The organism is Pseudomonas sp. TMW22091, from assembly GCF_022496705.1.
Lineage (GTDB): Bacteria > Pseudomonadota > Gammaproteobacteria > Pseudomonadales > Pseudomonadaceae > Aquipseudomonas > Aquipseudomonas saxonica.
In genome coordinates this window covers 359,148-380,732 of sequence record NZ_SCFI01000004.1, presented here as the reverse complement: position 1 = coordinate 380,732, position 21,585 = coordinate 359,148, and the positions used below count along the sequence as shown (strand labels likewise).

Below are 21,585 nucleotides of genomic sequence, written 5' to 3'. Positions count from 1 at the left end.
CTGAGCCTTCGTTCCTCGTCAGCGACTGCGCGAATTATCCAAACCGATAGATATCCATTCCCAGTGCGCCCAGCGTCCACCCTTTGTGCGCAACACTGAAATCGCCGCCGGCACCGCGAGCAAAATACAGCGGCAGCAAGTGCTCGTCGCTTGGATGGTTTCGTGCCGCAAAGGGCGCTAGCTGCCGGTAATCATGCAGAGCCGCTTCGTCGTTGGCAGCCAGCTTTTCGATGATCCATTCACGAAAGGCCAATGCCCAGGGCAACGCATTTTCAGTGCCTGCGTGCCAATCAAGTTCGCGCAGGTTGTGGGTAATGCTGCCTGAGCCGATCAGCAGCACCCCCTCACTGCGCAAAACGCTCAACGCCCGTCCTACCTGGGTTTGGCCTGCTGGCCCAAGGAGACTGGGCAGGGAAATTTGCACCACAGGAATATCCGCCGCCGGGTACATCAGCGATAGCGGTACCCAAGCGCCGTGGTCAAAAGGTCGGTTGGGGTCAAGACTGGCCGACAGGCCATGCTCGCCAAGCAGCTCTACAACATGGGCCGCAAGCGTCGGCTCACCGGGGGCCGGGTATTGCACGGCAAACAAGGCGGGCGGGAAACCGCCGAAGTCATGCCAGGTTGTCGGGGCAGGGTGGCTGGCGACTCGCAAGTCAGCACTTTCCCAGTGCGCCGAAACCAGCACAATGGCTTTGGGCCGTGGTAACTCGGCGGCCAAGCGCTCAAGCGCCGGGCCACTGGCGCCCGGTTCCAGCGCTAGCATCGGCGAGCCGTGAGAGATATACAGGCTGGGAAGCATGAACGATGTCCTCAAGGTTAAGATGGGTCATCTTCATCCCGATCATTGATCTAAATCCAATATAAGTTTTAGCGCTTATTTATCGAATTTAAAGGTGAATCATGCAGCCCGAATTTTGGCACGACCGATGGGAGCGCAATCAGATCGGCTTTCATCTTCAAGAGGTCAACCCTTACTTGAGACGTTTGTGGCCCACACTGGATGTGGCGCAGGGCAGTCGCGTTCTGGTGCCTCTTTGTGGCAAAAGTCTCGATTTAAGCTGGTTGGCGGCCCAAGGGTATGACGTGTTGGGCATAGAGCTCTCGCAGACGGCCGTAGAGCAGTTTTTCGCTGAGCAGAAGGTCGTGCCCAACATCCGGCAGCAGGGTGCCTTCAAGGTCTATGAGGCCGGCCCTGTGAGGATTATGTGCGGGGATATTTTTGCACTGTCGGCGGCAGACGTGGCTGACTGTTCGGCGTTCTATGACCGCGCGGCAATGATTGCCTTACCTGTGGAGATGCGTGCCGCTTATGCGGGGCACATGACACAGATTCTCCCGAATGGGTGCAAAGGCTTATTGATAACGCTCGATTACGACCAGTCACAGATGAAAGGCCCGCCTTTTTCAGTGCCGCACGCAGAAGTTGAAAGCCTTCTGTGTCCTGCCTGGTCACTGGAGGTAGTCGAGCAGCCGGACGTTCTTGATCAGGAGTGGAAATTTCTCAAGGGTGGCGTTACGCGTCTGGTTGAGCGTGTCTATCGGCTGAATAAAACAGCCATTAGCTGAATGCAGGCACAAAAAAGGGTGACCAGCGTCACCCTTTTTCTTTTTCGGCGTTTGCCGCAGGTTTTAGCCGCGGCGACGCAGTGCGTCGATGCGTTCTTCAAGGGGTGGATGGCTCATGAACATCCGTGCCAAACCTTGCTTGAGCCCGCCATTGATGCCAAATGCAGCCATTGTGTCCGGCATATGCACCGGCAAGCCCTGTTCGGAGCGCAGGCGCTGCAGGGCACTGATCATGGCGGTGGTACCCGCCAAATGAGCACCGGCTTCGTCAGCGCGGAATTCACGTTTGCGCGAGAACCACATCACGATGGCGCTGGCTAGGAAGCCCAGAACCAGTTCGGCGAAGATGGTCGCTACGTAGTAAGCAATCCCGCGGCCTTCGTCGTTCTTGAACACGACTTTGTCGACAAAGTTGCCGATGATACGGGCGAAAAACATCACGAAGGTGTTCACCACGCCCTGAATCAGCGCCAGTGTCACCATATCGCCGTTGGCGACGTGACCAATTTCGTGGGCCAGAACGGCTTTTACTTCGTCAGGCGAAAAACGCTCCAGCAAACCCTGACTCACCGCGACCAACGCGTCATTTTTGTTCCAGCCGGTGGCAAAGGCGTTCGCCTCATAGGCCGGGAAAATACCCACTTCGGGCATCTTGATCCCAGCTTCTCGCGAGAGCTGCTCAACAGTCTGAATCAGCCATTGTTCATGGCGGGTACGTGGTTGAGTAATCACTTGGGTGCTGGTGCTCATCTTCGCCATCCATTTGGATATGAAGAGTGAGAACAAAGACCCAGCAAAACCAAAGACGGCACAGAATATCAATAGCTGACTGAGGTTCAGATCAACCCCGTTGGCCGCCATGAACCCGTCAAAGCCGAACAGGCTCAAGGTAATGCTGGCAATCAGCACGACCGCCAGGTTAGTGGCCAAAAACAGCAGAATGCGCATCATGGTTGTAAGAATCTCCTCGTCTTAAAGGTGTTGCCGCATGCGGGTATATAAGGTGCTGCCACAGGCTATTCAACCGAGCGACTATTTCAAACTGTGTCCTACAAATGAATTCTAGTCACGTGCAAGAAATTTCCTAATAAAGTAATTGGCTTTTTTTTGGGGGATTGCTTAGCCATAGCCAGCAAAACCGGGATATCAGGGGTTTCAAAAAAAACGTTGGCCGTGGATTTTGCGGGGCGAGGGAGGAAATGAAGAATATTTAATTCGACACATGCTGTGCGACTTTTCTGTCATCGCACAGCACAGGATGAAATTACTGACGGTAGTTTTTAAGAAAACTTCCGATTCGACCGATGGCCATGTCCAATTCATCGACGCGCGGCAAGGTTACAACGCGGAAGTGATCTGGCCATGGCCAGTTGAACGCGGTGCCTTGAACCACCAATAGTTTTTCCGAAAGCAGCAGGTCCAGAACGAATTTTTCATCGTTGAGGATCGGGCAGACTTTTGGATCGATGCGTGGGAAGGCATAAAGTGCGCCCATCGGTTTGACACAGCTGACCCCCGGGATGTCGTTCAGCAGTTCCCAGGTGCGGTTACGCTGTTCCAGAAGGCGACCGTTTGGCAGCACCAGATCATTAATGCTCTGATAGCCACCGAGTGCGGTTTGAATGGCATGTTGGCTGGGTACGTTTGCGCACAGGCGCATATTGGCCAGCATGTCGATGCCTTCAATGTAACTTTGAGCATTGTGCTTGGGGCCGGAGATGGCGATCCAGCCGGAGCGGAAACCTGCCACCCGGTACGACTTGGACAGGCCGTTGAAGGTCAGGCACAACACATCGGGTGCCAATGATGCGGTGCAGATGTGCACTGCATCATCGTAAAGAATCTTGTCGTAGATCTCGTCCGAGAACACCACCAGGTTGTGCTGGCGCGCCAGTTCGAGCATGCCCAGCAGCACTTCTTTGGAGTACACAGCCCCCGTCGGGTTATTGGGGTTGATGATGACCATAGCCTTGGTATTGGGGGTGATCTTGGCCTTGATGTCAGCCAGGTCGGGCCACCAATTGGCCTGTTCGTCGCACAGGTAGTGCACGGGATGGCCGCCAGCCAGTGTTACGGCGGCGGTCCACAGAGGGTAGTCCGGTGCCGGCACCAGCACTTCGTCGCCATTGTTGAGCAAGGCTTGCAGTGACATCACGATCAGTTCGGACACACCATTACCCAGGTAAACGTCTTCGATACCGACGCCTTCGACCTGTTTTTGCTGGTAGTACTGCATGACGGCCTTGCGCGCGCTGAAGAGGCCTTTTGAGTCACTGTAGCCTTGCGCCGTTGGCAGATTGCGGATCACGTCCTGAAGGATTTCATCCGGCGCTTCAAAACCAAAGGGCGCCGGGTTGCCGATATTCAGCTTGAGGATGCGATGGCCTTCCTCTTCCAGTCGTTTGGCGTGCTTTAGCACTGGGCCGCGAATGTCATAACAGACGTTGGCGAGCTTGTTTGATTTGCTGACCTGCATGGCGATGTGATCCCGAAAATGAACGATCCAGACCGTGTGAGTACCACAGCTCTGGGAAATTCTGCGTTTTCACGCAGTGGCAAACACCGCCCTGCTTCAAGAATCCGTTTGTATGCAGATTGAGCGGGTGCCAGACTGGCGCATAACGAGGCGCAATCATACGTGCCACCCGATCCCTGGAAAAGCCACTGGTCGGGCTTTTTCAGTTGCAGAGGTAGAACCATGGAAAAGTTAAGTAAAACCCAAGAAGAATGGAAGGCGATGCTTGATCCTGAGCAATACAATGTCTGCCGCCTCAAGGGCACCGAGCGACCTTTCTCGGGGAAATACAACGCGACTAAAACCGATGGGGTTTATCACTGTATTTGCTGCAATGAGCCGCTGTTCGATTCCAGCACCAAATTTGATTCCGGTTGTGGCTGGCCGAGCTTTTACGCACCCATTGGTGACAGTGCGATGGTCGAGATTCGTGATGTCAGCCATGGCATGGTCCGAACCGAGGTGGTCTGTGCAAAGTGCGATGCACATCTGGGTCATGTCTTTCCAGACGGTCCTCCACCCACCGGGCTGCGTTACTGCATCAACTCGGTGTGCCTGAACCTGGTTCCCCGCCACGGCTAGTCCGCCTCTGAGGCTGCACAATGACTGACAAACTGTTCACTATTCCTTGCACCACGCTGGGCGGCGAGCAAAAGACGCTGGCGGACTTTGCGGGTAAAGCCGTGTTGGTGGTCAACACCGCCAGCAAATGTGGCTTCACGCCGCAGTACAAAGGCCTTGAGAAACTGTGGCAAGCGTATAAAGACCAAGGGCTGGTGATTCTTGGTTTTCCGTGTAATCAGTTCGGCAAGCAAGAACCTGGAGATGAAGCGGCCATTTCCGAGTTTTGTGAATTGAATTTTGGCGTGACCTTTCCATTGTTCAAGAAGGTGGAGGTCAACGGCCAGAATGCCCATCCGCTGTTCATTGAGCTCAAAAAACGGGCTCCGGGAGTCTTGGGCTCCAAAGGGATCAAGTGGAACTTTACCAAGTTTCTGATTGAGCCTGACGGACGCGTAAAGCGCTTTGCCCCGGCGACCAAGCCTGAAGCGCTCAAAGCGGACATTGAAGCACTGCTGGATAAAAGCTGAAGGGCACGTAGCGAGCGAGCCCCCCGCAGGAGATAACCTTCCCAAGGGCTGGCAATCACAGTGTTTACGCCTTGAGTGGCACCCATGTATCCAGCAGGGCTGCCAGTTCTTCACGCCGGAACGGTTTGGCCAGGTAGTCATTCATGCCCGCGGAGCGGCAGCGCTCCCGCTCCTCGGGCATGGCATTGGCCGTCAAGGCAACAATCGGCAGCTCTGACCAACGACTGCTCTGGCGGATTTGACGGCTGGTCTCATAGCCATCCATTACCGGCATGTTGCAGTCCATCAGCACCAGATCAAACAAATCGTCTTCCAGAAGGGTCAAGGCTTCGCCGCCATGAGCTGCAATCACCACTTCGCAGCCTAGCTTGCTGAGCATCCCTTTAGCGACTAACTGGTTCACAGGGTTATCTTCTACCAGCAATATTCGAGCGCGATGTTTGCTGGGCAAATTGCTGACTTGCACACTGAGGTTGTCGTCGCCGCCTTTATGCAACAAATGTTGCAAGGCATGATAAAGCGCGTGGCGTGACAGTGGTCTGGCTTTCTGCAGCAGCGGTGCCAGAGCATTGACTTGATCACCCGGCATAAAATTGCCATAGGCGGTGACCAGCAGAATAGGCGCAGTGATGGCTGGACGGACGCCAAGCAAGCATTCAGGGCAGTCGGTTATCAACAGATTCAGGTCAATGCCGACCAATGAAGTGCCGAGGTTGTAACGGCTATATTGCAGGCCCCAGAGGGGCAAATAGCTTTTTAACAGTTCATTCAGGCCGCTGCCTTCAGCGCTGACTGCAATCACTTGCCCTGACAGCGGAGCAAGACTGATCGCCGGGGTATGGCAAGGCAATGGAAGCTCAGCACAGAACTGACTGCCAAAACCAATTTCGGAACTGATAGTCAGGCGACCCTTCATGACTTCGCACAGGCTGCGGGTAAGCGCCAATCCCAGCCCGGTACCGCCATATTGGCGATTGATACCGGCTCCGGCCTGAGTGAATGGGCTGAAGATACGTATCTGAGCTTCTTGTGCAATACCGATACCGGTGTCGCACACCTGGATACTGACCTTGTCGTCGTGTGCGCTTAAACGCACATCGACACGGCCGAAGCGAGTGAACTTCAGGGCGTTGGATAATAGATTGCTGACGATTTGGCGTACGCGTGTGGGGTCACCCAGTACCAGTGCCGGAAAGTGCGGGTCAATCAAGCAGGTCAGCTCAACGCTGGGGGCTGCATTTTGCGAGAGCAGATTGGCAGTGTCTTCAACCAGGGTTCCCAGGTCGAAAGCTATATGTTCAAGCTCCAACTGCCCGGCGTCGAATTTCGACAGGTCGAGAATATCATTGAGCAGTTCGACCAGTACTTTGCCTGAGTCATGGGCAATCGACAGTTGCTGGTGTTGCTCAGCGTTCAGTGGGCTGTCCAGGCACAATGCCAGCATGCCCAGAAGCCCGTTCAGAGGTGTGCGTATTTCGTGGCTCATTGCGGCGAGGAACGCAGAGCGCGCCTGAGCCATTTTCAACGCGGTGCTGCGCGCGGCTTCCAGCTCTTCATTTGACTGGCTGAGGCGTCTATTGATCGCTTCGAGTTCCTGGGTGCGCGCCTTGACCATGTCTTCGAGTTGGGACAAATATTCATTCAGGCGATTTTCTGCGTTGCGTCGCTGCTCGATTTCTCGCGCGACTGCGTCAAATTGCTGATTGGCGGCGTTGACCAAAACACCAATTTCGTCATCTTCGTGTCGAGGTGGGCACTGAATGCGTGGTTGTTGCGGGTCTCCGGGTTTACTGCTGCTGAGGGCACGAATGACCCGCACCAATGGCTGCGTGAGCATCAAATAGAACAGGCCCAGAAGAATGAACGTCAGCAAAAAACTGCGGGCAAAACCGCTGAGCAACGTAATTTCGGCGCGATGCAGGAACCGGCTTCCAAAAGGGAATGTATCCACCTCAAGGTGCAACTCACCGACGCTTAGTTCGGGTAGGTGATTGAAATAAAGCCTGTCATCAAAGCTGCGCGTGGAGCCGTACAAAAAATCACTGAGCGCCCGGAAGCGGCCGCTTTCGGGTTGTTCCTGGACGGCGGCGAGGACATTTTTATCGTTGTCGCTGATTTTGGCGCCGGTGATGGCCGGTGAACGCAGCAGACCCATTACCAGTTCTTGTGCAAGTTCTGAGTCCAGGTTGTAAGCAATTCGCGACGCCGGATTATGACTGATATCTAAAAGGGACTGGATTTCACGATTGATGGCGGCGTTTTCACTGGCATAATCGATCCCAATTTGCACCACGCTCAGTATGGTGCCCAGAATGAAGCCGACCAGCACTGTCAACCTTGCCTGTTTATAAGACAGGCGATGGGTGAGTCTTATGTCCATGGGTGCTGCACCTGATTCCATTCCCTTTGGCGGGCAAGAGTAATCGAAATGTCGCTTGAGCCGCATCAATTTCAGGGCTGGCGGATTTGTCGTTTGTACCGCCTTGTGGGCGGGGACCGAGCGCTTAATTTCAACGCGCCATCATGTGTATCAGTCTGAGGAAATAGTGTGGAGTCTAAACTTGTGGCCTTTTTAGAGCGGGCTGAATCAGTTCTAGCGCGTCTTGAACCTTTACTGCCAGCGCATCGTGAGCCGATAGATTGGGGCGATTGTCTGGCGGCCCGTTGGCAACGTGAAGGCCGCTCGGGTTACTTGATGCCACTCCAAGTGAGCCTTGAGATGCGCCTTACTGACCTGATCGGCGTCGATAGCCAGCGTGATCAGTTGGGGCGCAATACTAAACAATTTCTGGAGGGGCTGCCGGCCAACCATGCTTTGCTGTGGGGCTCGCGCGGTACCGGAAAATCGTCAATCATTCGCGCGTTGCTTGCCGAGTATGCCCCGGCCGGCTTGCGTTTGATCGAAATTGAACGTGACCATCTGGCGGATCTCCCGCGAGTTGTCGAACAGTTGCAAGGTTTGTCACAACGCTTTGTTTTATTTTGTGATGACTTGTCATTTGAGTCCGGTGAAGGTGATTACCGGGTTCTGAAAAGTGTGTTGGATGGATCGCTTGAGCAAGCGCCAGACAATGTTCTGCTCTATGCCACCTCAAACCGGCGGCATTTGGTTCCCGAAAAAGAAAGTGATAACGAGAACTGGAAGAACGTTGATGGCGAGCTTCACCCTAATGAAGCGGTGGAAGACAAGATTGCATTGTCTGATCGATTTGGCCTTTGGCTATCGTTTTACCCTTTTACCCAAGATCACTTTCTGAGCGTGGTTGAGCACTGGATCGACGTGCTGGCCAGCAAGGCTGGCTTGCAATGGCAGCGCGATGCAGCGTTGGATATTTTAGCTGTGCGCTGGGCGACAGGGCGCGGCAACCGTAACGGGCGCTGTGCTTATCAGTTCGCGCGTTACTGGGTTGGATTGAAATTGTTGGAGCAAGCGAAATGATTGATTTGAACGCCACAGGCTCAGGCCTGGACGGTTACGCCTTATTGGCGGCGCAGTTGGAGTCTTTGTTTGAGGATGAGCGGGATTTTATTGCCAATGCCGCCCAATTCTCAGCTTTTCTGTACCACCAGATTGATGACCTGAATTGGGCCGGTTTTTACCTCAATCGCAATCAAGAACTGGTATTGGGGCCTTTTCAGGGGCAGATTGCCTGTGTGCGCATTCCGTTCGGACGGGGGGTGTGTGGTGCTGCTGCAGCGACTGCGCAAACCCAGCGGGTCGAAGATGTACACGCCTTCGCCGGGCATATTGCCTGCGACAGCGCCTCCAACAGTGAACTGGTGGTGCCGTTGATTAAAGACGGGCGTCTTATCGGCGTACTTGACCTGGACAGTCCGAGCATTGGCCGGTTCAGCGAAAATGACCAGCAGGGTATTGAAGCGCTTGCCGCAATTTTCTTGCGTGCAAGCGATTGCTGATCCTGAATTAGTTTAACGCCCGGCTTTGAGTAGTAGCTCTTCGATATCAACGGTGTCGATTTGATGTGGCTCAAGAAACTGCCGGGCGTACTGCATGTAAATCTGTTCGCGTAAAAACAGCTCGAACAGTTGCGCATCAATATGGGCATCACGGCACATGCCGGTCATGATTTTCAGCGCCTCACTCAGTGTTTTTCCGCGTTTGTAAGGGCGATCCGAAGCGGTCAAGGCTTCGAAAATATCGGCAATGGCCATCATTCGCGCCGCCAGGCTCATTTCCTCTCGTTTCAACCGTTTTGGATAACCGCTGCCATCCATTTTTTCATGGTGGCCGCCCGCAATTTCGGCAATATTTCCAAGGTGGCTGGGGAAGGGCAGGTGGCTAAGCATCAAAATGGTTTGCACGATGTGATTGTTGATGATGTAGCGCTCTTCGGGGGTCAACGTACCGCGGGTGATGCTCAGGTTATACAACTCACCCCGATTGAACTTGAATTCCGGTACGTCGAGCTTGAAGCCTGAGGGATTATCAGGGCTGATAATTTCAGTCTCGGGTCTTAAGAAAAGGTGTTCGGGTTTATCGTCCAGTAACCACTCGGTTACGGGAAGACTTTGCTCCTCGCGGCCCTCTTGACGTTTGTTCTCTTCCCAGGACACCCCGAGTCGGTCATCCAGCGTCCGCGTCCAGGTGTATTTGGCAATAGTGCTCAAGCGCTGAAGGTCTGCTGCAGCCATAGCTTCGCCGCCCAAATTACTACGGGCTACAAACGCAAAATCATCATCCAGTTGCGACAAGGCAGCGTCACGTTGCGAGGTCAACTGCTGATCATCACCGCCCAGCGCCCGTGCTTGCCAATAGTTGATCCAGGCGTCGCGTTTAAGCACTTCGAAGCGTGTGCGGACTTCGTGAATGCGGTCATACAGGGTCTCAAGTTTGGTGGCCTTGTCGACCACATACTCAGGCGTGGTGACCTTGCCGCAGTCATGCATCCAGGCAGCAATGTGCAACGCTTCCCACTCGTCATCTGTAGGGTTGTACTGAGCAAATTCAGGTAGCTGACTCGCAGCGGCAGCTTCGGCCAGCATAAATGTGAGTACCGGCACTCTTTGGCAATGCCCCGCTGTGTAGGGGCTTTTGGCGTCGATGGCCCCTGCCAGCAGTTTGATAAAGGCGTTGAGCAACTGTTTTTGTCGATCCTGCAGGCGCTGACTTTCAATCGATACCGCAGCGGCCCCGGAAACGGCCTTGATAAAGGCAATTCGGTCAGATCGCAGGTGTTCCTGATCGGCAGGGGTACCCGTGTTGTTTAGTAGCAGCGCCAGCACCCCGACGGTTTCGCCGTGACGGTTGTGCAGACGAATGCCAATGACATGTACGCTCTGGCTGTCGAGAGCCTGCATCACCGGTTTCAACTCTGCGGCCTGCGCCATCGTGAAGGTTCGCACAACGCTGTCATTGCCATCGCACAGCGCGCGAAGCCACTCGGGAGGAGAGTCTTGCTGGAGGTTGATGACCTTCGATGTCAAGAGGTCAACGGTCTGGGGCTGGTCGTTGACGATCACCCCCTTCAACACCAACTGCGTGCCCTCATTTTCCATGAGATAGATCAAGCCTGCCTGGGCTTGAGCGATTTTGATGGTTTCAACCAGAACTGACTGTAAAAGGGGTTCAAACCGAGTGTGTGCTGACAGGCTTGCAGTGATTTCAAAAAAACTCGAAAGGGTCTCTTTCATGCGGCGCATGGACATTTCGAGCTGATCAATTTCCAACACCGGTGAGTGTTGTTTGATCGGGTAATTGAAGTCGAAACGGCGAATGGCCTCTGCTTCCCCCACCAGGGTTTTCAGGGGTTTGACCATCAAGCGCGAGGTCAGCCAGCCCAAAGGTAGGCACAGCAGCAAAATCGCCAGCGTCACAAGCATCCCTTCCCATCGAAGCTGGTAGGCGTCGGCCAGAAGTTCTTCTTCCGGAACCATTAGAGCCAGTTTCAGGGTGTTTGAGCCCTTGTCATTGATACTGGCTTGAGACGTTATCCATTGGCGATTGCCGTCACTGAGCTGCTGTTGCTCGTCTGTGCTGTGTTGAGTCAACAGTTTCAACGCAGGGTTCAAGGTGCCAATTTCAGGGAGTTGCGTAGCATTTTTATCAGTTAAAAACTGATCTGAATCCGGGTAAGCCACGACTCGGCCTTCGGCATCGAACAAGACGATCTGCGTATTGGGCGTTACCCGATGTCGAGCGAGGGTCTCTGACAGTTGTGAAAGACTCAGATCAGCACCGATCACTGCTTTTGCCGTGCTGCGTTTAGACAGTGTGGTGCCAGCTTCCTGAGTAGTAAAAAACAGGTAAGGATCGGTCGTCGTGTGGTCAATGCTGGCACGTGCCGGAATAAACCAGCTTCGCTGCCGCGGGTCGTAAGTCTGATTCGGCTCGTTGCGCTCTTCCAAAAGTGTCAGCGAATCATCAAAGAAAAGTTTTTTTGATTCCACCTCGGAGGAGTCGGCAAACCGTTTGAGGGTCCACACGCTGTAAGCCGACTGCTGGGGGGCGTTAATTCGGGTTTTGATCGCCTGATTGCGCAACGGTCTGACCAGGAAGAAATTCCCTTGGTTATCACCTATAAAAAGCGCCGAGAGTCTTGGATTGTCTTCAAGAGCCTGCGCAAACGGGTGCAGCAGTCCCATCCGGGTTTCGAATGAGTCGGTCATGGCATTCGGGTTGAGTGCCAGCAGGTTTAACGCATGCCGGATGGGTTGATAGGTGTTAAGCAGATCCTGCTGTACATCCTGAGCAATCTGATTGAACTGTTTTTGGCTGCTATCAAGAATGATGCGGGTGGTTTGCAAATAGTTGAACACCGCCAAGGCAATGCCTATTAACAACAGTAAAAGTGTGAATACCGCGCTGATGTGCACGTGCAGCGGGAATTGACGCTTTTTTAGATAGGCAGTAAGGGACATGGCGGTGTCTGCGTAGTTGGGGTGGCAACAGTGAGCCTAAGCATAGTGAATGAGGGCTAACCTGCCGGAATATTAGCCTTGCACTCAAGACGGCCGCCTCGCTGGGTTCAATCCCCCTTGGCCAGTTCGTTGACCATGGCCTCTTCCAGTGATTCCATCGCGCGCTGCACGGCAGCTCGGCACGCTTGTAGTGTTGAGGGGCTGGCTTGCTCAAGCGCTTCACACTGTTCAATGAGGTCTTGGGCGCCGACAATTCGGGCTGCGCCCTTGATTCGGTGGGCCAGATTATTAAATGGTTCCGGGTCTTCAGTGAGTGGCAGTTTCAGGAGCGATTCAAGATCATCCCGGTTACTGCGCAGCAACTCCTCCAGCAAACGTTTAGTCTTCGATTCGTCACGCCCGGACAGTGAATAAAGGCTTTCGATATTGATAATCTCGGGCTTCTGAGCGGGAGGGTCTATTGCGTTTAAGCGCTGGCTCAACAGCGTCAGGCTGATGGGTTTGAACAAGCAGTCATCCATACCGGATTGCTTGCAGCGCAGGCGCTCTTCAGGCTGAGCATTGGCGGTGAACCCTAATATGGTGCAGGGTGGGCGTTGCAAAGCCTGTTCGTGCTGGCGTATCGCTCGCGTTAGATCGTAACCATTCATGACGGGCATGTTGCAGTCTGCAATGACCAGATCGAAAGTGTTTTCCTTCCAGGTTTCCAGCCCGGCAGCACCGTTTTGCTCCGTGGTAAATCGATGGCCTAAAAAGCCCAGTTGCTGGCACATCAACAATCGGTTGGCCGGATGATCATCGACCACCAGAACATTCAACTGGCGCGTGCCGGGTGAGATGTCTGGCTCTTGTGTGACGGTATTCAGGCAAGGAGCCAACGTGGGGGCTTTAAGCGTGATGTGAATGTGGGTGCCGATTGAGGGCTCGCTGGTTAAAGCCAGCGTGCCGCCCATCATTTCACACAGACTGCGGCAAATGACCAGGCCTAGGCCTGCGCCGTTGAGTGCCAGTTGGCCGCTGTTTTCGACTTGTGCAAAGGGCTCAAACAAGCGCTTCTGATCTTGCTGGCTGATACCAATACCGGTGTCTTTAACGCTCAGTCGAATCTCGACCTGATCCGGAGTCTCGGTCGCCAGCATGTTGAGCTCCAATGTTACTTGGCCGCGCTCGGTAAACTTGATGGCGTTACTGATCAAATTGGTCAGGATCTGCTTGAAACGAAGCGGGTCGATCAACACATCGGGGGCTATGCCTTCGGGTTTGAAAATCAGTATCAGCCCCAGAGACTTCTGACGTGCAAGACCATCAAACACCCGAATGACCGAATTGGCCAACTCTCGCAGGTTAACGCGTTCGGGGGTCAGATTCATGCGACCTGACTCGATGCGGGCGATATCGAGAATGTCGCCAATCAATTCCAGCAGGTCTTTGGCTGAATTGTAGGCAACCTCAATTGAGGGGCGATCGAGGTGCCCCTGATCTGCGCGTTTCAGGGTCAGTTCAAGCATGCCTATGACGGCATTCATCGGCGTGCGTATTTCATGACTCATGGTCGCGAGGAATGTACTTTTTGCACGATTGGCGTCATCAGCCAGTTCTTTGGCGGCGCGCAGTTCATCGAGGAGCTGGCGCCGATCGCTGATGTCAATCCAGCCGCCGATGATGCCCTGAACTTCACCCAGCGAATTACGATACGGAAGTATCCAGTGATAAATGGTCAGGGTGGTGTCGCCAATATGCAGGGGGCGGTCAATGATCAGAGGCAAGCCTTCGCGCATTACCCTCAGGTAGTCAGCTTGGTAGTCATTGGCTTCGTGAATGTTGTTCAGCATGCTGTGGGTTTGCATCACTGTTTTACCAATGACGTCTTCACGCCTGGCTGAAAAGGCTTTCAAGTAGCTGTCGTTGCAGGTTTGCAGAATTCCCTCGCGATCGCGGACATAGATAGGATGCGGGGTGCCATCGACAAGAGCACGCATGAACTCGAACTGATCGCTGAGTGCTCGTTCGGCCGTTCTGCGTTGTTGAATCTGGCGCCGCATATAGGCATTCCAGATCAATGACAGCACCAATAAAAGGCTGGTACCGATAATGATCTGGTAGATCAGGCGATGGTAATTACGCCAGTAACTGTCTGACGCTGGCACGTATCCGCGCCAGCGACTGTTGATAATGCCCAGTTCGTCCGGGGCAATACTTAACAGTGCCTTATTGAGGATAGAACTCAGCTCCGTGGCATCACGGGCGGTGGCCAGTGAAAACGTGGCAGGTTGGGTTCCAAGGGAAGCGCTAATCTGTAAGCGGTCCTGGAACACTTGGGAGGACAATAGGTAATTAGCCAGTACGAGTGTATTGACGGCCCCTTGTACCTTGCCTTCAGCCAGCAATTCCGTGGCTTGATAGATGTCGTCAGTTTCAACCAGCGTAATCGTCGGATGCTCGGTGCGCAGATACTCCGTCAGAGGGTTTCCGTGTGTCAGTGCAAGCCGCTTGCCTGATAACTGTTCAAGGCTTGTGGGCTGTTCGTAGCCCTTGGTTGTGAGCAGTACAAACGAATTTTCGAGGTAGGGCCGACTGAAGCTCAGAGCGCCTTCACGGGACATGGACGGACTGATGGCTGAGATGATATCTGTTTCGTGTTGATTGATCATCTGAATCATCGTGGCAAGGCTGCGCGCACGCTGGATTTCAAAGCGCAGACCGGTGCGCAGGCGAATGAGCTCGAGCAAGTCGGCGGTGATGCCTCTGAAATTGCCGTCTGCATCAAAAAAAGTCAGCGGAGCCATTGTCTCATTGACCACCACTTTCACTACGGGGTGCTGGGTGAGCCAACGCTCTTCGCGATCGGTCAGCTGGAGTTTCTGGTCGGTCAGCAGGATGTCGCTACCGGCACTCCAGCGCTTGGCAATACTCACTCGCTCGCTGTTAGGCACAGCCCTGAGTGTGGCATTGATAATGTCGAGCAACTGGGTGTTGTTACGGCTTACGGCAAAGCTGAAGCCATAGGTTTCCTGCTTGCCGAAATTAGCCATTTTGATGTTTTTCAAATAGCCCTTGTTGATCATGTAGTGAGTGGACACCGTGTCCCCCATAAACACATCAGCCTGGTCAAAAGCCACTGCATTAATGGCGTTTTGAGCAGACGGGTAAGACTGGATGATCGCTTTAGGATAGAGCGCCTTAACCTCTTCCAGAGGCAGGTAGTGGTAAACCATGCTCAGGCGCATGCCCTCCAGCCCCTCGGAGAGCGAGCGTGTCTCGCCTTCACGAGTAACCAGAACGGGTTGATCAATGGCATAGGGCGTGGAGAGCAGCAGTTGCGGGTGAGCCGCTTCGAAACCGTTTGACGTGCCCAGTACATCGATCTTGCCCTCTTCGAGCGCTTTGATTGCAGCGTCTCTTGTCGCAAAACGCTGCACTTTGATGGATACATTGAGGGCGGTGGCCAAGAGGCCAGCGTAGTCGGCGGTCAAACCCTCGTAGTCCTGCCCGCTGGCGGTCATGTCAAACGGTGGGTAGTCCGAGGATGATGTGCCCACAACGATCTGGCGCTTTTCCTGCAGCCAGTTGCGTTGTTGTTTATCCAGTGCAACGCCTATGTGGTAGGTGCCCGAGCGGCTGAGCAGCGAATAGCTTTCTATTCGGGACTGTTCGGCGAACACGGAAGTACACAGGATTAATCCTGTGAGCAGCGACAGATACTTCTTTAACCGCGTGGGCATCCTGGTTCTCACACTAAATCGTTGCGTTTAGCCAGTTCGATAAGATCTACCAGTGAATTGGCTCTTAGTTTTTGCATGAGCCGTTTTTTATAAGTGCTCACGGTTTTATTGCTGAGGAACATGCCGGTGGCTATTTCCTTGTTTGTTTTTCCTTGGGCAAATAGCTTCAGTACCATCAGTTCACGGTCGTTGACTTGTTTGAATAACTCAATCTCTGAAGATATGTCACCTTCATTTTTTTCAGGGCACAGTGCCTGGCTGGGGAAGTAATTGTACCCAGAAAATACAGCCTTGATGGCACTGACAAGTTCACTTAAGTCTTCTTGTTTACACACATAGCCCGCAGCGCCGGATTGCATGCAGCGCATGGCAAATAACGCGGGGGATTGCGCGGTCAGGACCAGCGTTTTCAGGGTCGAATTCATCGCGCTGAAGCGTGCCAGCACTTCCAGGCCATCCAGTTTAGGGATGCTGATATCAAGAATGATCAGGTCAGGAACACATTCGCGGATCATTTGCATTGCATCTACGCCGTTGTCGGTTTCGCCGACTATTTCATAACCTTCATGCTCTAACAACATACGTATGGCTAATCGGATTACTGGATGGTCGTCAACAATAAATACGGTGCTCATATTAATTTCCCATAAAGTACTGCATAGAAAGCGCGCACCTTAGCTCAGTTACACGAACGGGGGCACGAAACGAGTAGCCTACAAATGTAGTATGGGAATATTCCTACATTAAATAAGGCGCTAGCTCACACTTTGTATGAGGATGTAAGATTGTTTAATAATGTCCAGCGCGATTGTTAAACAAGATGAGTGCGGTGTTTGATTCTCTGGAGAATATTCCGTCGTATTGTTTATTTTTGGCTGGCAATGTTTAAGCGGGCTGTATGAATCCCTGTGGCTCAATGTAAGCCACAGGTTGTCAGGTTCGGTTACATGAGGGGGGCAGTTGCCCGCCCTGCTGTTAGAGGGCGGGTCTTGTCAGGTTGGGCTGGAGCGCCCGGTCATTTCTCTGGCCATTTGTGTGGCATAGCCGTCTGTCATGCCGGCAATAAAGTCGATAATTCGCATGAATGATCGATGCAGCGGCCACTGCGCGTCAGGGGCGTTGCTTCCCAGCAAGTCGAGGATGCGGCGATTTTTGAATGACGGTGTACGCCCCCCATGTTGCTCTAGAGCCGCCCCACAAAATGCATTCAATAAAATTTCCAGGGTGGTGTAGGCGCCGATTTCGTGAAGGGTTTTACGTTTGTCCTGGAATATCTTTACCCGTGCCATATTTTTGGCATCCAGCACGCAGCGCTGTGCTGCGCCATGCATATGCTCGACCAAATCTCCGGGTAAGGTTCCCGCCAGCAAAGCGTCCTGCTGCTCCACGAAAGCCAGGGCGGCCGCATTGGTGAGGTGTTCGATGGCTTTCCCGCGCAGAATCGCCAGCTTGCGGCGTTGCGAGTCTGAGGGCCCGAGCAGTCGATAGGTTTCAGGTAGATCATCGCCCACCAGCCCCAGCAACAAAGACTCCACTTCACGGTACTCAAGCAGGTCCATTTCCAGACCGTCTTCAAGATCAATGAGGGCATAACAGATGTCGTCGGCAGCTTCCATGAGGTACACCAATGGATGCCGCGCCCAGCGCTCGTCTTCAATCTGTGGCAAGCCCAGTTTATGGGCAATGCTTTCGAGCAAGTGCAGTTCGCTTTGGTAACACCCGAACTTGTGCTTCTTGTACCCCAGCGAGTCCGCATGACGTGCGGTCCAGGGGTATTTGAGAAAAGTACCCAGGGTTGCATGGGTGAGGCGGGTGCCTCCGTCAAATTGGTGATACTCAAGCTGCGTAAGCACTCTAAAGCCTTGTGCATTCCCTTCAAAGCTCAAGAAATCATTGCGTTCGGCATCGCTCATGTCATCCAGCCAACCGCGATCTGCAGCCTGTTGGAACCAGTTGCGGATGGCATCTTCGCCGGAGTGACCAAAGGGCGGGTTGCCGATGTCGTGGGCCAGGCAAGCCGATTGCACCACCATGCCCAGATCAGCCGGGTCGCACCATTCGGGTAGGGCGTCACGGATCGTTTCACCCACGCGCATACCCAGGGAGCGTCCGACGCAACTGACTTCGAGAGAGTGGGTCAGGCGGGTATGGATATGGTCATTACTGTTGACAGGGTGGACTTGTGTTTTGCGCCCTAAACGACGGAAAGCACCCGAAAAAATGATTCGGTCATGGTCTTTATGAAAAGGACTGCGCCCGAGCTCTTCGGGGCTGTGATGGGGTTTTGCAAGGCGTTCGCGGTTAAGCAGGGTTTGCCAATCCAAGGCGCTGTGCTCCGTCAATGACTGATGACGCAGCTTATCCCTTCACGGCTAAGTTATGTAGCCGCTGATGCGACGGCCTCAGCGGCTACACAAAGGGCAGCATCAGGGTTTGCGTGTTGCCTGGATCACCATCTTGATCAATGGCAATAACCCTGTGGTCAAACCGATCAATCGGGATGTCCCGCTGCCGTTTTTACTTTTGGCGCCTCTACCGGTCAGAAAGCCGAGCAGGGTGACAATCCCTACGCCCCAAAGAGGCCCGTGTTTCAGGCCCAGGTTGGCTTTGAAGTTGCTGGTCATGCCGCGCATTTTTTGCAGCGGCTCCAGTAACTGTTGCGATTCATGATGAATCTCCTGGCGGTGCATTTCCATGCGCAGGCGGATCAACAACTTACGCATTTCCTGGCGCGAGGCATTTTGTGGCATTTCGGGAAGGCTCATGGCATCAATCGCTCGCGGTCTTTGGCCAGCTCTTCGAGCGTGGCGTTGAAAGGAGAGGACTCATCGAACACCGCAGCCTTGAGACGCACCCCACAAAACACAGTGGCCAGTGCATAGAAAATGCACAGCGCAATAATCGCGGCCAATCGATGGTCATCCCAGAATACGATCAATACCAGCGTTGATAGTCCAACCAACAGAAGCAGAGCAAATACTAACGCCAATCCTGCAAACAACAGCAAGCTGACCGTTCGCGCTTTCTGTTCTTGCAGCTCAATGCCCAGCAACTCTACATGGCTGTGTAAAAGACCCAGAAACGCGGCACCCAGGCGCCGCGGTGAGGAACGGGGGGAGCCGGATTCTTCGTTTGTCATATCAGCGCCGGGTTGCCAGTAGACCAATCAAAAAGCCCACACCCGCAGCGATACCCACGGACTGCCATGGATTTGCCTGCACATAGTCTTCAGTAGCCACAACTGCTGCCTGGCCACGCTCTTGCAGGTTGTCTTTGGTTTCAGCCAGTGTTTCGCGGGCCTTGATCAGTCGGTCATTGAGCTGAGCGCGCAATTCTTCAGCTTGATCACCGGCCAGTGTCTTGGTGTGCTCCAGCAACCTTTCCGTGTCGATGACCAGCGCCTGAAAATCAGCAGCCAGTATTTGTTGAGCATTCTTTGCTGTTATGCGGGCCATGATGAACTCCGTGAGTGGCTTGATGATGGTTCGAGTGTAGGCATTAGCTGAAGGTTCATTGCAATTCTCCAAGCCATAGCGGTAGGAAAGCTCCGAAAATAGCGCTGAAGCAGACTTTTCTGGTTTGGCTTAGGGCAAAACTTTACCTTAGATTATTCATTTTCGGGGGTGAAAGCAGTTGTTTCACGCGACTCTGGTGTATCGAAGCAACCTTCCAGCAAGTGATAGCGGTCATGGCGGACTTGATTGACCCTTCGTTGCACCGATTTCTCTGGCAGCCCCAGCATGATCAATGCATGGGATGCGAGCATCAGGCTGGATTCCAGCAGTTCAGGCACGACTTCAGTTGCCCCGGCCCTTTTAAGCTCGGGGAGCAGGCTGTCATCGCGTGTTCTGACCAGAACGGGTACTTCCAGGGTGATTAAACGGGCTGTCTCCAAAACGCTCATGGCCACTTCGGTATTGTCTACCGCGATCACTAGCAAGCGTGCCCGATCAAGGCCGACAGCGCGCAGCAAATCAGCCCTGCGCGCATCGCCGTAATGGACGTTGTTATCACCTTTAGCTGCTTCCTGGATCTGGTCTGGATCATAATCCAAAGCAACAAATTCAAAATGTTCACTGCGTAAGAAACGCCCAATGGATTGACCGACCCGTCCGTAGCCGCACAGCACCACGTGCCCATGCAGTTCAGCGCTTTGAGCGGCAATCTCTTCCAGTTCTATTTCTTCATTGGGTTTGCGGTGCAGGCTGGCCGCAATTTTCGGCGCTGCACGCAACAGGAGCGGCGTCAGCAGCATCGAACAGAACGTGGCAGCCAACAGGTGCGCGGCAATGTCGGGAGGGATAAGGTTGCTCAACTGCATTTGTGCCATGAGCGCGAAACAGAACTCACCGCCCTGGGCCAGGGCCAAACCACTGCGCCATGCGGTTTCACCGTCGCGGCCATGCAGTTTAAGGATGATGGCGACCACGCTACCTTTGATCAGCATTAAGGCCAGGGTCAGGCCCAGAATCGTAAAGCCGTCGTGCAGGAACAATTGCAAGTCAATCAGCATGCCGATGCTGACGAAAAAAAGTCCCAGCAAGATATCGCGGAATGGTCGGATGTCCGCTTCAATCTGGTGCCGGTAGTGGCTTTCGCCCAGCAACATACCCGCCAGAAACGCCCCCAGTGCAGGCGATAAACCCAGCAGATGGGTGAGCCAGGCGGTCAACAGGACGATGACCAAGGCCAGCAGCACAAACAATTCGGCTGAACGGGACGCAGCCACTTCGTGGAAGAGGCGGGGCAGAATATAGCGGCTGGTCAACAGCAGACCGACAAATAGAATGACGGTTTTACCCAAGGTTATCGGCAAGGCCCAATACCAGGCCTGATCGCTGCTGCCTGCAAATACCGGCACCAGCGTGAGCAGCAGCACGGCGACTACGTCTTGAAACAGCAGCACGCCAATGGCGTTCTGGCCGTGCGTACTGAAGATTTCACCCAGGCTGGTAAGCTCTTTGCTGACGATGGCGGTAGACGATAGAGAGAGCCCCGCACCGAGCATGAAAGCGGTACTGGCGCTCATTCCGAATGCATACAACAAACTTCCCAGAACCGCGGTAGTGGCCACGACTTGCAGAGTGCCGAGGCCAAACACCACGCGGCGTAACTTGAGCATCTTGGGCAGTGAAAACTCCAGCCCCAGAGTGAACAGCAGAAAGACCACCCCTAGCTCGGCCAGGTCAGGGAGATCAGCACTTTCATGCACCCAGTCCAGTGCGGTCGGGCCAATCATTAAACCGACACACAAGTACCCCAGCACGGGTGGCAATTTCAGGCGCCGAAACAACGCAATCACAACCAGTGAAGACGCCAGGATGATGAGTAAATTGGCAAACACGAAATCTTCCTTGTCAGTTCGAAAAAACAGCCGCGAGCATCCAGCACCCCAGACAGACCGACGCTGATGTGGATCAAGCGTAGTCGTCCCAAACACAGTCTGGTGAATGTATTAGTCCCGTCAGTGAAAATGACACCGGCGCATGCGGGTCGACGGGTTGGAGCAAGGCTCCTAAAATGAGCTTTTGCGGGAGTCAGTCATCATGTCATCCGAATGTCAGTTGCTCGGCACCGTGGGCTGCCATCTGTGCGAACTGGCCGAATTGCTATTGATGCCTTTGGTCGAACATGGACTTATGGTCGAGCTGGTGGATATTGCCGACAGCGAAGCCTTGTTTGAAACTTACGGATTGCGAATTCCAGTCCTGCGTCGAGCCGATACGGGAGAGGAGCTGGAGTGGCCGTTTGAGAGTGAGCAGGTAGTGAGTTTTCTTCTATAAAAGGTGCTGGAGCCGAAAGCGCATGG

General features: G+C 53.8%; 18 protein-coding genes. 6 read left to right on the top strand and 12 right to left on the bottom strand.

The window, feature by feature from the left end; translation table 11 throughout:
- Window positions 1-34: 34 nt before the first annotated feature.
- Entirely contained in the window at window positions 35-802 is a 768-nt protein-coding gene (locus EQV93_RS10670; protein ID WP_240891534.1) for a DODA-type extradiol aromatic ring-opening family dioxygenase, read from the bottom strand.
- A gap of 101 nt (window positions 803-903) precedes the next feature.
- Between EQV93_RS10670 and EQV93_RS10665 the strand changes: the two genes are divergently transcribed.
- Window positions 904-1,569 (top strand): thiopurine S-methyltransferase, encoded by a 666-nt coding sequence (locus EQV93_RS10665; protein WP_240891533.1) that lies wholly within the window; start codon window positions 904-906, stop codon window positions 1,567-1,569.
- Window positions 1,570-1,632: 63 nt separating this feature from the next.
- On the opposite strand, the gene htpX is transcribed toward EQV93_RS10665, so the two are convergent.
- Window positions 1,633-2,520 (bottom strand): protease HtpX, encoded by an 888-nt coding sequence (gene htpX / locus EQV93_RS10660; protein WP_122784010.1) that lies wholly within the window; start codon window positions 2,518-2,520, stop codon window positions 1,633-1,635.
- A 313-nt stretch (window positions 2,521-2,833) separates the two neighbouring features.
- Window positions 2,834-4,045, bottom strand: coding sequence for a pyridoxal phosphate-dependent aminotransferase (locus EQV93_RS10655; RefSeq protein ID WP_122784011.1), 1,212 nt, complete (start codon window positions 4,043-4,045; stop codon window positions 2,834-2,836).
- A 222-nt stretch (window positions 4,046-4,267) separates the two neighbouring features.
- Between EQV93_RS10655 and msrB the strand changes: the two genes are divergently transcribed.
- Window positions 4,268-4,666, top strand: coding sequence for a peptide-methionine (R)-S-oxide reductase MsrB (gene msrB, locus EQV93_RS10650; RefSeq protein WP_122784012.1), 399 nt, complete (start codon window positions 4,268-4,270; stop codon window positions 4,664-4,666).
- A 20-nt stretch (window positions 4,667-4,686) separates the two neighbouring features.
- The gene (locus EQV93_RS10645) at window positions 4,687-5,175 is read left to right on the top strand and encodes a glutathione peroxidase (protein WP_240891532.1); all 489 of its coding nucleotides are present in this window, start codon (window positions 4,687-4,689) and stop codon (window positions 5,173-5,175) included.
- A 64-nt stretch (window positions 5,176-5,239) separates the two neighbouring features.
- Here EQV93_RS10645 and EQV93_RS10640 read toward each other — a convergent pair whose 3' ends face one another.
- Complete coding sequence (locus EQV93_RS10640; protein WP_240891531.1) at window positions 5,240-7,555, bottom strand: ATP-binding protein; 2,316 nt, start codon at window positions 7,553-7,555, stop codon at window positions 5,240-5,242.
- Between the two features lie 168 nt (window positions 7,556-7,723).
- On the opposite strand from EQV93_RS10640, the gene EQV93_RS10635 reads away from it, so the two are divergent.
- Together EQV93_RS10635 and EQV93_RS10630 are read left to right on the top strand one after the other, a co-directional pair.
- The gene (locus EQV93_RS10635) at window positions 7,724-8,614 is read left to right on the top strand and encodes an ATP-binding protein (RefSeq protein ID WP_240891530.1); all 891 of its coding nucleotides are present in this window, start codon (window positions 7,724-7,726) and stop codon (window positions 8,612-8,614) included.
- Window positions 8,611-9,093, top strand: coding sequence for a GAF domain-containing protein (locus EQV93_RS10630; RefSeq protein ID WP_240891529.1), 483 nt, complete (start codon window positions 8,611-8,613; stop codon window positions 9,091-9,093). The genes EQV93_RS10635 and EQV93_RS10630 overlap by 4 nt, the downstream gene beginning before the upstream one ends.
- A gap of 12 nt (window positions 9,094-9,105) precedes the next feature.
- On the opposite strand, the gene EQV93_RS10625 is transcribed toward EQV93_RS10630, so the two are convergent.
- The 8 genes from EQV93_RS10625 to EQV93_RS10590 all read right to left on the bottom strand — a co-directional run bounded on the left by EQV93_RS10625 (window position 9,106) and on the right by EQV93_RS10590 (window position 21,120).
- On the bottom strand, window positions 9,106-12,054 hold the full coding sequence (locus EQV93_RS10625) for an HD domain-containing phosphohydrolase (RefSeq protein WP_240891528.1): 2,949 nt from the start codon (window positions 12,052-12,054) through the stop codon (window positions 9,106-9,108).
- 107 nt (window positions 12,055-12,161) lie between these two features.
- Window positions 12,162-15,776 (bottom strand): transporter substrate-binding domain-containing protein, encoded by a 3,615-nt coding sequence (locus EQV93_RS10620; protein WP_240891527.1) that lies wholly within the window; start codon window positions 15,774-15,776, stop codon window positions 12,162-12,164.
- An 8-nt stretch (window positions 15,777-15,784) separates the two neighbouring features.
- Window positions 15,785-16,411: a response regulator transcription factor gene (locus EQV93_RS10615; RefSeq protein WP_122784019.1), complete on the bottom strand. Its 627-nt coding sequence runs from the start codon at window positions 16,409-16,411 to the stop codon at window positions 15,785-15,787.
- 357 nt (window positions 16,412-16,768) lie between these two features.
- Window positions 16,769-18,100 (bottom strand): deoxyguanosinetriphosphate triphosphohydrolase, encoded by a 1,332-nt coding sequence (locus EQV93_RS10610; RefSeq protein ID WP_122784020.1) that lies wholly within the window; start codon window positions 18,098-18,100, stop codon window positions 16,769-16,771.
- A 102-nt stretch (window positions 18,101-18,202) separates the two neighbouring features.
- Entirely contained in the window at window positions 18,203-18,541 is a 339-nt protein-coding gene (locus EQV93_RS10605) for a hypothetical protein (RefSeq protein WP_122784021.1), read from the bottom strand.
- Window positions 18,538-18,915 (bottom strand): phage holin family protein, encoded by a 378-nt coding sequence (locus EQV93_RS10600; protein WP_122784022.1) that lies wholly within the window; start codon window positions 18,913-18,915, stop codon window positions 18,538-18,540. Before EQV93_RS10600 ends, EQV93_RS10605 begins: the two co-directional genes overlap by 4 nt.
- Window position 18,916: 1 nt before the next feature.
- Window positions 18,917-19,231 carry a DUF883 family protein gene (locus EQV93_RS10595; protein ID WP_122784023.1) on the bottom strand — a complete coding sequence of 105 codons (315 nt, stop codon included), beginning with the start codon at window positions 19,229-19,231 and terminating at the stop codon, window positions 18,917-18,919.
- A gap of 152 nt (window positions 19,232-19,383) precedes the next feature.
- Complete coding sequence (locus EQV93_RS10590; RefSeq protein WP_240891526.1) at window positions 19,384-21,120, bottom strand: cation:proton antiporter; 1,737 nt, start codon at window positions 21,118-21,120, stop codon at window positions 19,384-19,386.
- A 202-nt stretch (window positions 21,121-21,322) separates the two neighbouring features.
- On the opposite strand from EQV93_RS10590, the gene EQV93_RS10585 reads away from it, so the two are divergent.
- Entirely contained in the window at window positions 21,323-21,559 is a 237-nt protein-coding gene (locus EQV93_RS10585; RefSeq protein WP_122784025.1) for a glutaredoxin family protein, read from the top strand.
- Window positions 21,560-21,585: the final 26 nt, after the last annotated feature.

Coding starts and splice junctions, on each gene's coding strand:
- EQV93_RS10665 (WP_240891533.1), top strand. CDS start 904: ATGCAGCCCGAATTTTGGCACGACCGATGGGAGCGCAATCAGATCGGC.
- EQV93_RS10595 (WP_122784023.1), bottom strand. CDS start 19,231: ATGGCCCGCATAACAGCAAAGAATGCTCAACAAATACTGGCTGCTGAT.
- EQV93_RS10640 (WP_240891531.1), bottom strand. CDS start 7,555: ATGGACATAAGACTCACCCATCGCCTGTCTTATAAACAGGCAAGGTTG.
- EQV93_RS10630 (WP_240891529.1), top strand. CDS start 8,611: ATGATTGATTTGAACGCCACAGGCTCAGGCCTGGACGGTTACGCCTTA.
- EQV93_RS10585 (WP_122784025.1), top strand. CDS start 21,323: ATGTCATCCGAATGTCAGTTGCTCGGCACCGTGGGCTGCCATCTGTGC.
- EQV93_RS10645 (WP_240891532.1), top strand. CDS start 4,687: ATGACTGACAAACTGTTCACTATTCCTTGCACCACGCTGGGCGGCGAG.
- EQV93_RS10600 (WP_122784022.1), bottom strand. CDS start 18,915: ATGACAAACGAAGAATCCGGCTCCCCCCGTTCCTCACCGCGGCGCCTG.
- EQV93_RS10605 (WP_122784021.1), bottom strand. CDS start 18,541: ATGAGCCTTCCCGAAATGCCACAAAATGCCTCGCGCCAGGAAATGCGT.
- EQV93_RS10615 (WP_122784019.1), bottom strand. CDS start 16,411: ATGAGCACCGTATTTATTGTTGACGACCATCCAGTAATCCGATTAGCC.
- msrB (WP_122784012.1), top strand. CDS start 4,268: ATGGAAAAGTTAAGTAAAACCCAAGAAGAATGGAAGGCGATGCTTGAT.
- htpX (WP_122784010.1), bottom strand. CDS start 2,520: ATGATGCGCATTCTGCTGTTTTTGGCCACTAACCTGGCGGTCGTGCTG.
- EQV93_RS10625 (WP_240891528.1), bottom strand. CDS start 12,054: ATGTCCCTTACTGCCTATCTAAAAAAGCGTCAATTCCCGCTGCACGTG.
- EQV93_RS10670 (WP_240891534.1), bottom strand. CDS start 802: ATGCTTCCCAGCCTGTATATCTCTCACGGCTCGCCGATGCTAGCGCTG.
- EQV93_RS10655 (WP_122784011.1), bottom strand. CDS start 4,045: ATGCAGGTCAGCAAATCAAACAAGCTCGCCAACGTCTGTTATGACATT.
- EQV93_RS10620 (WP_240891527.1), bottom strand. CDS start 15,776: ATGCCCACGCGGTTAAAGAAGTATCTGTCGCTGCTCACAGGATTAATC.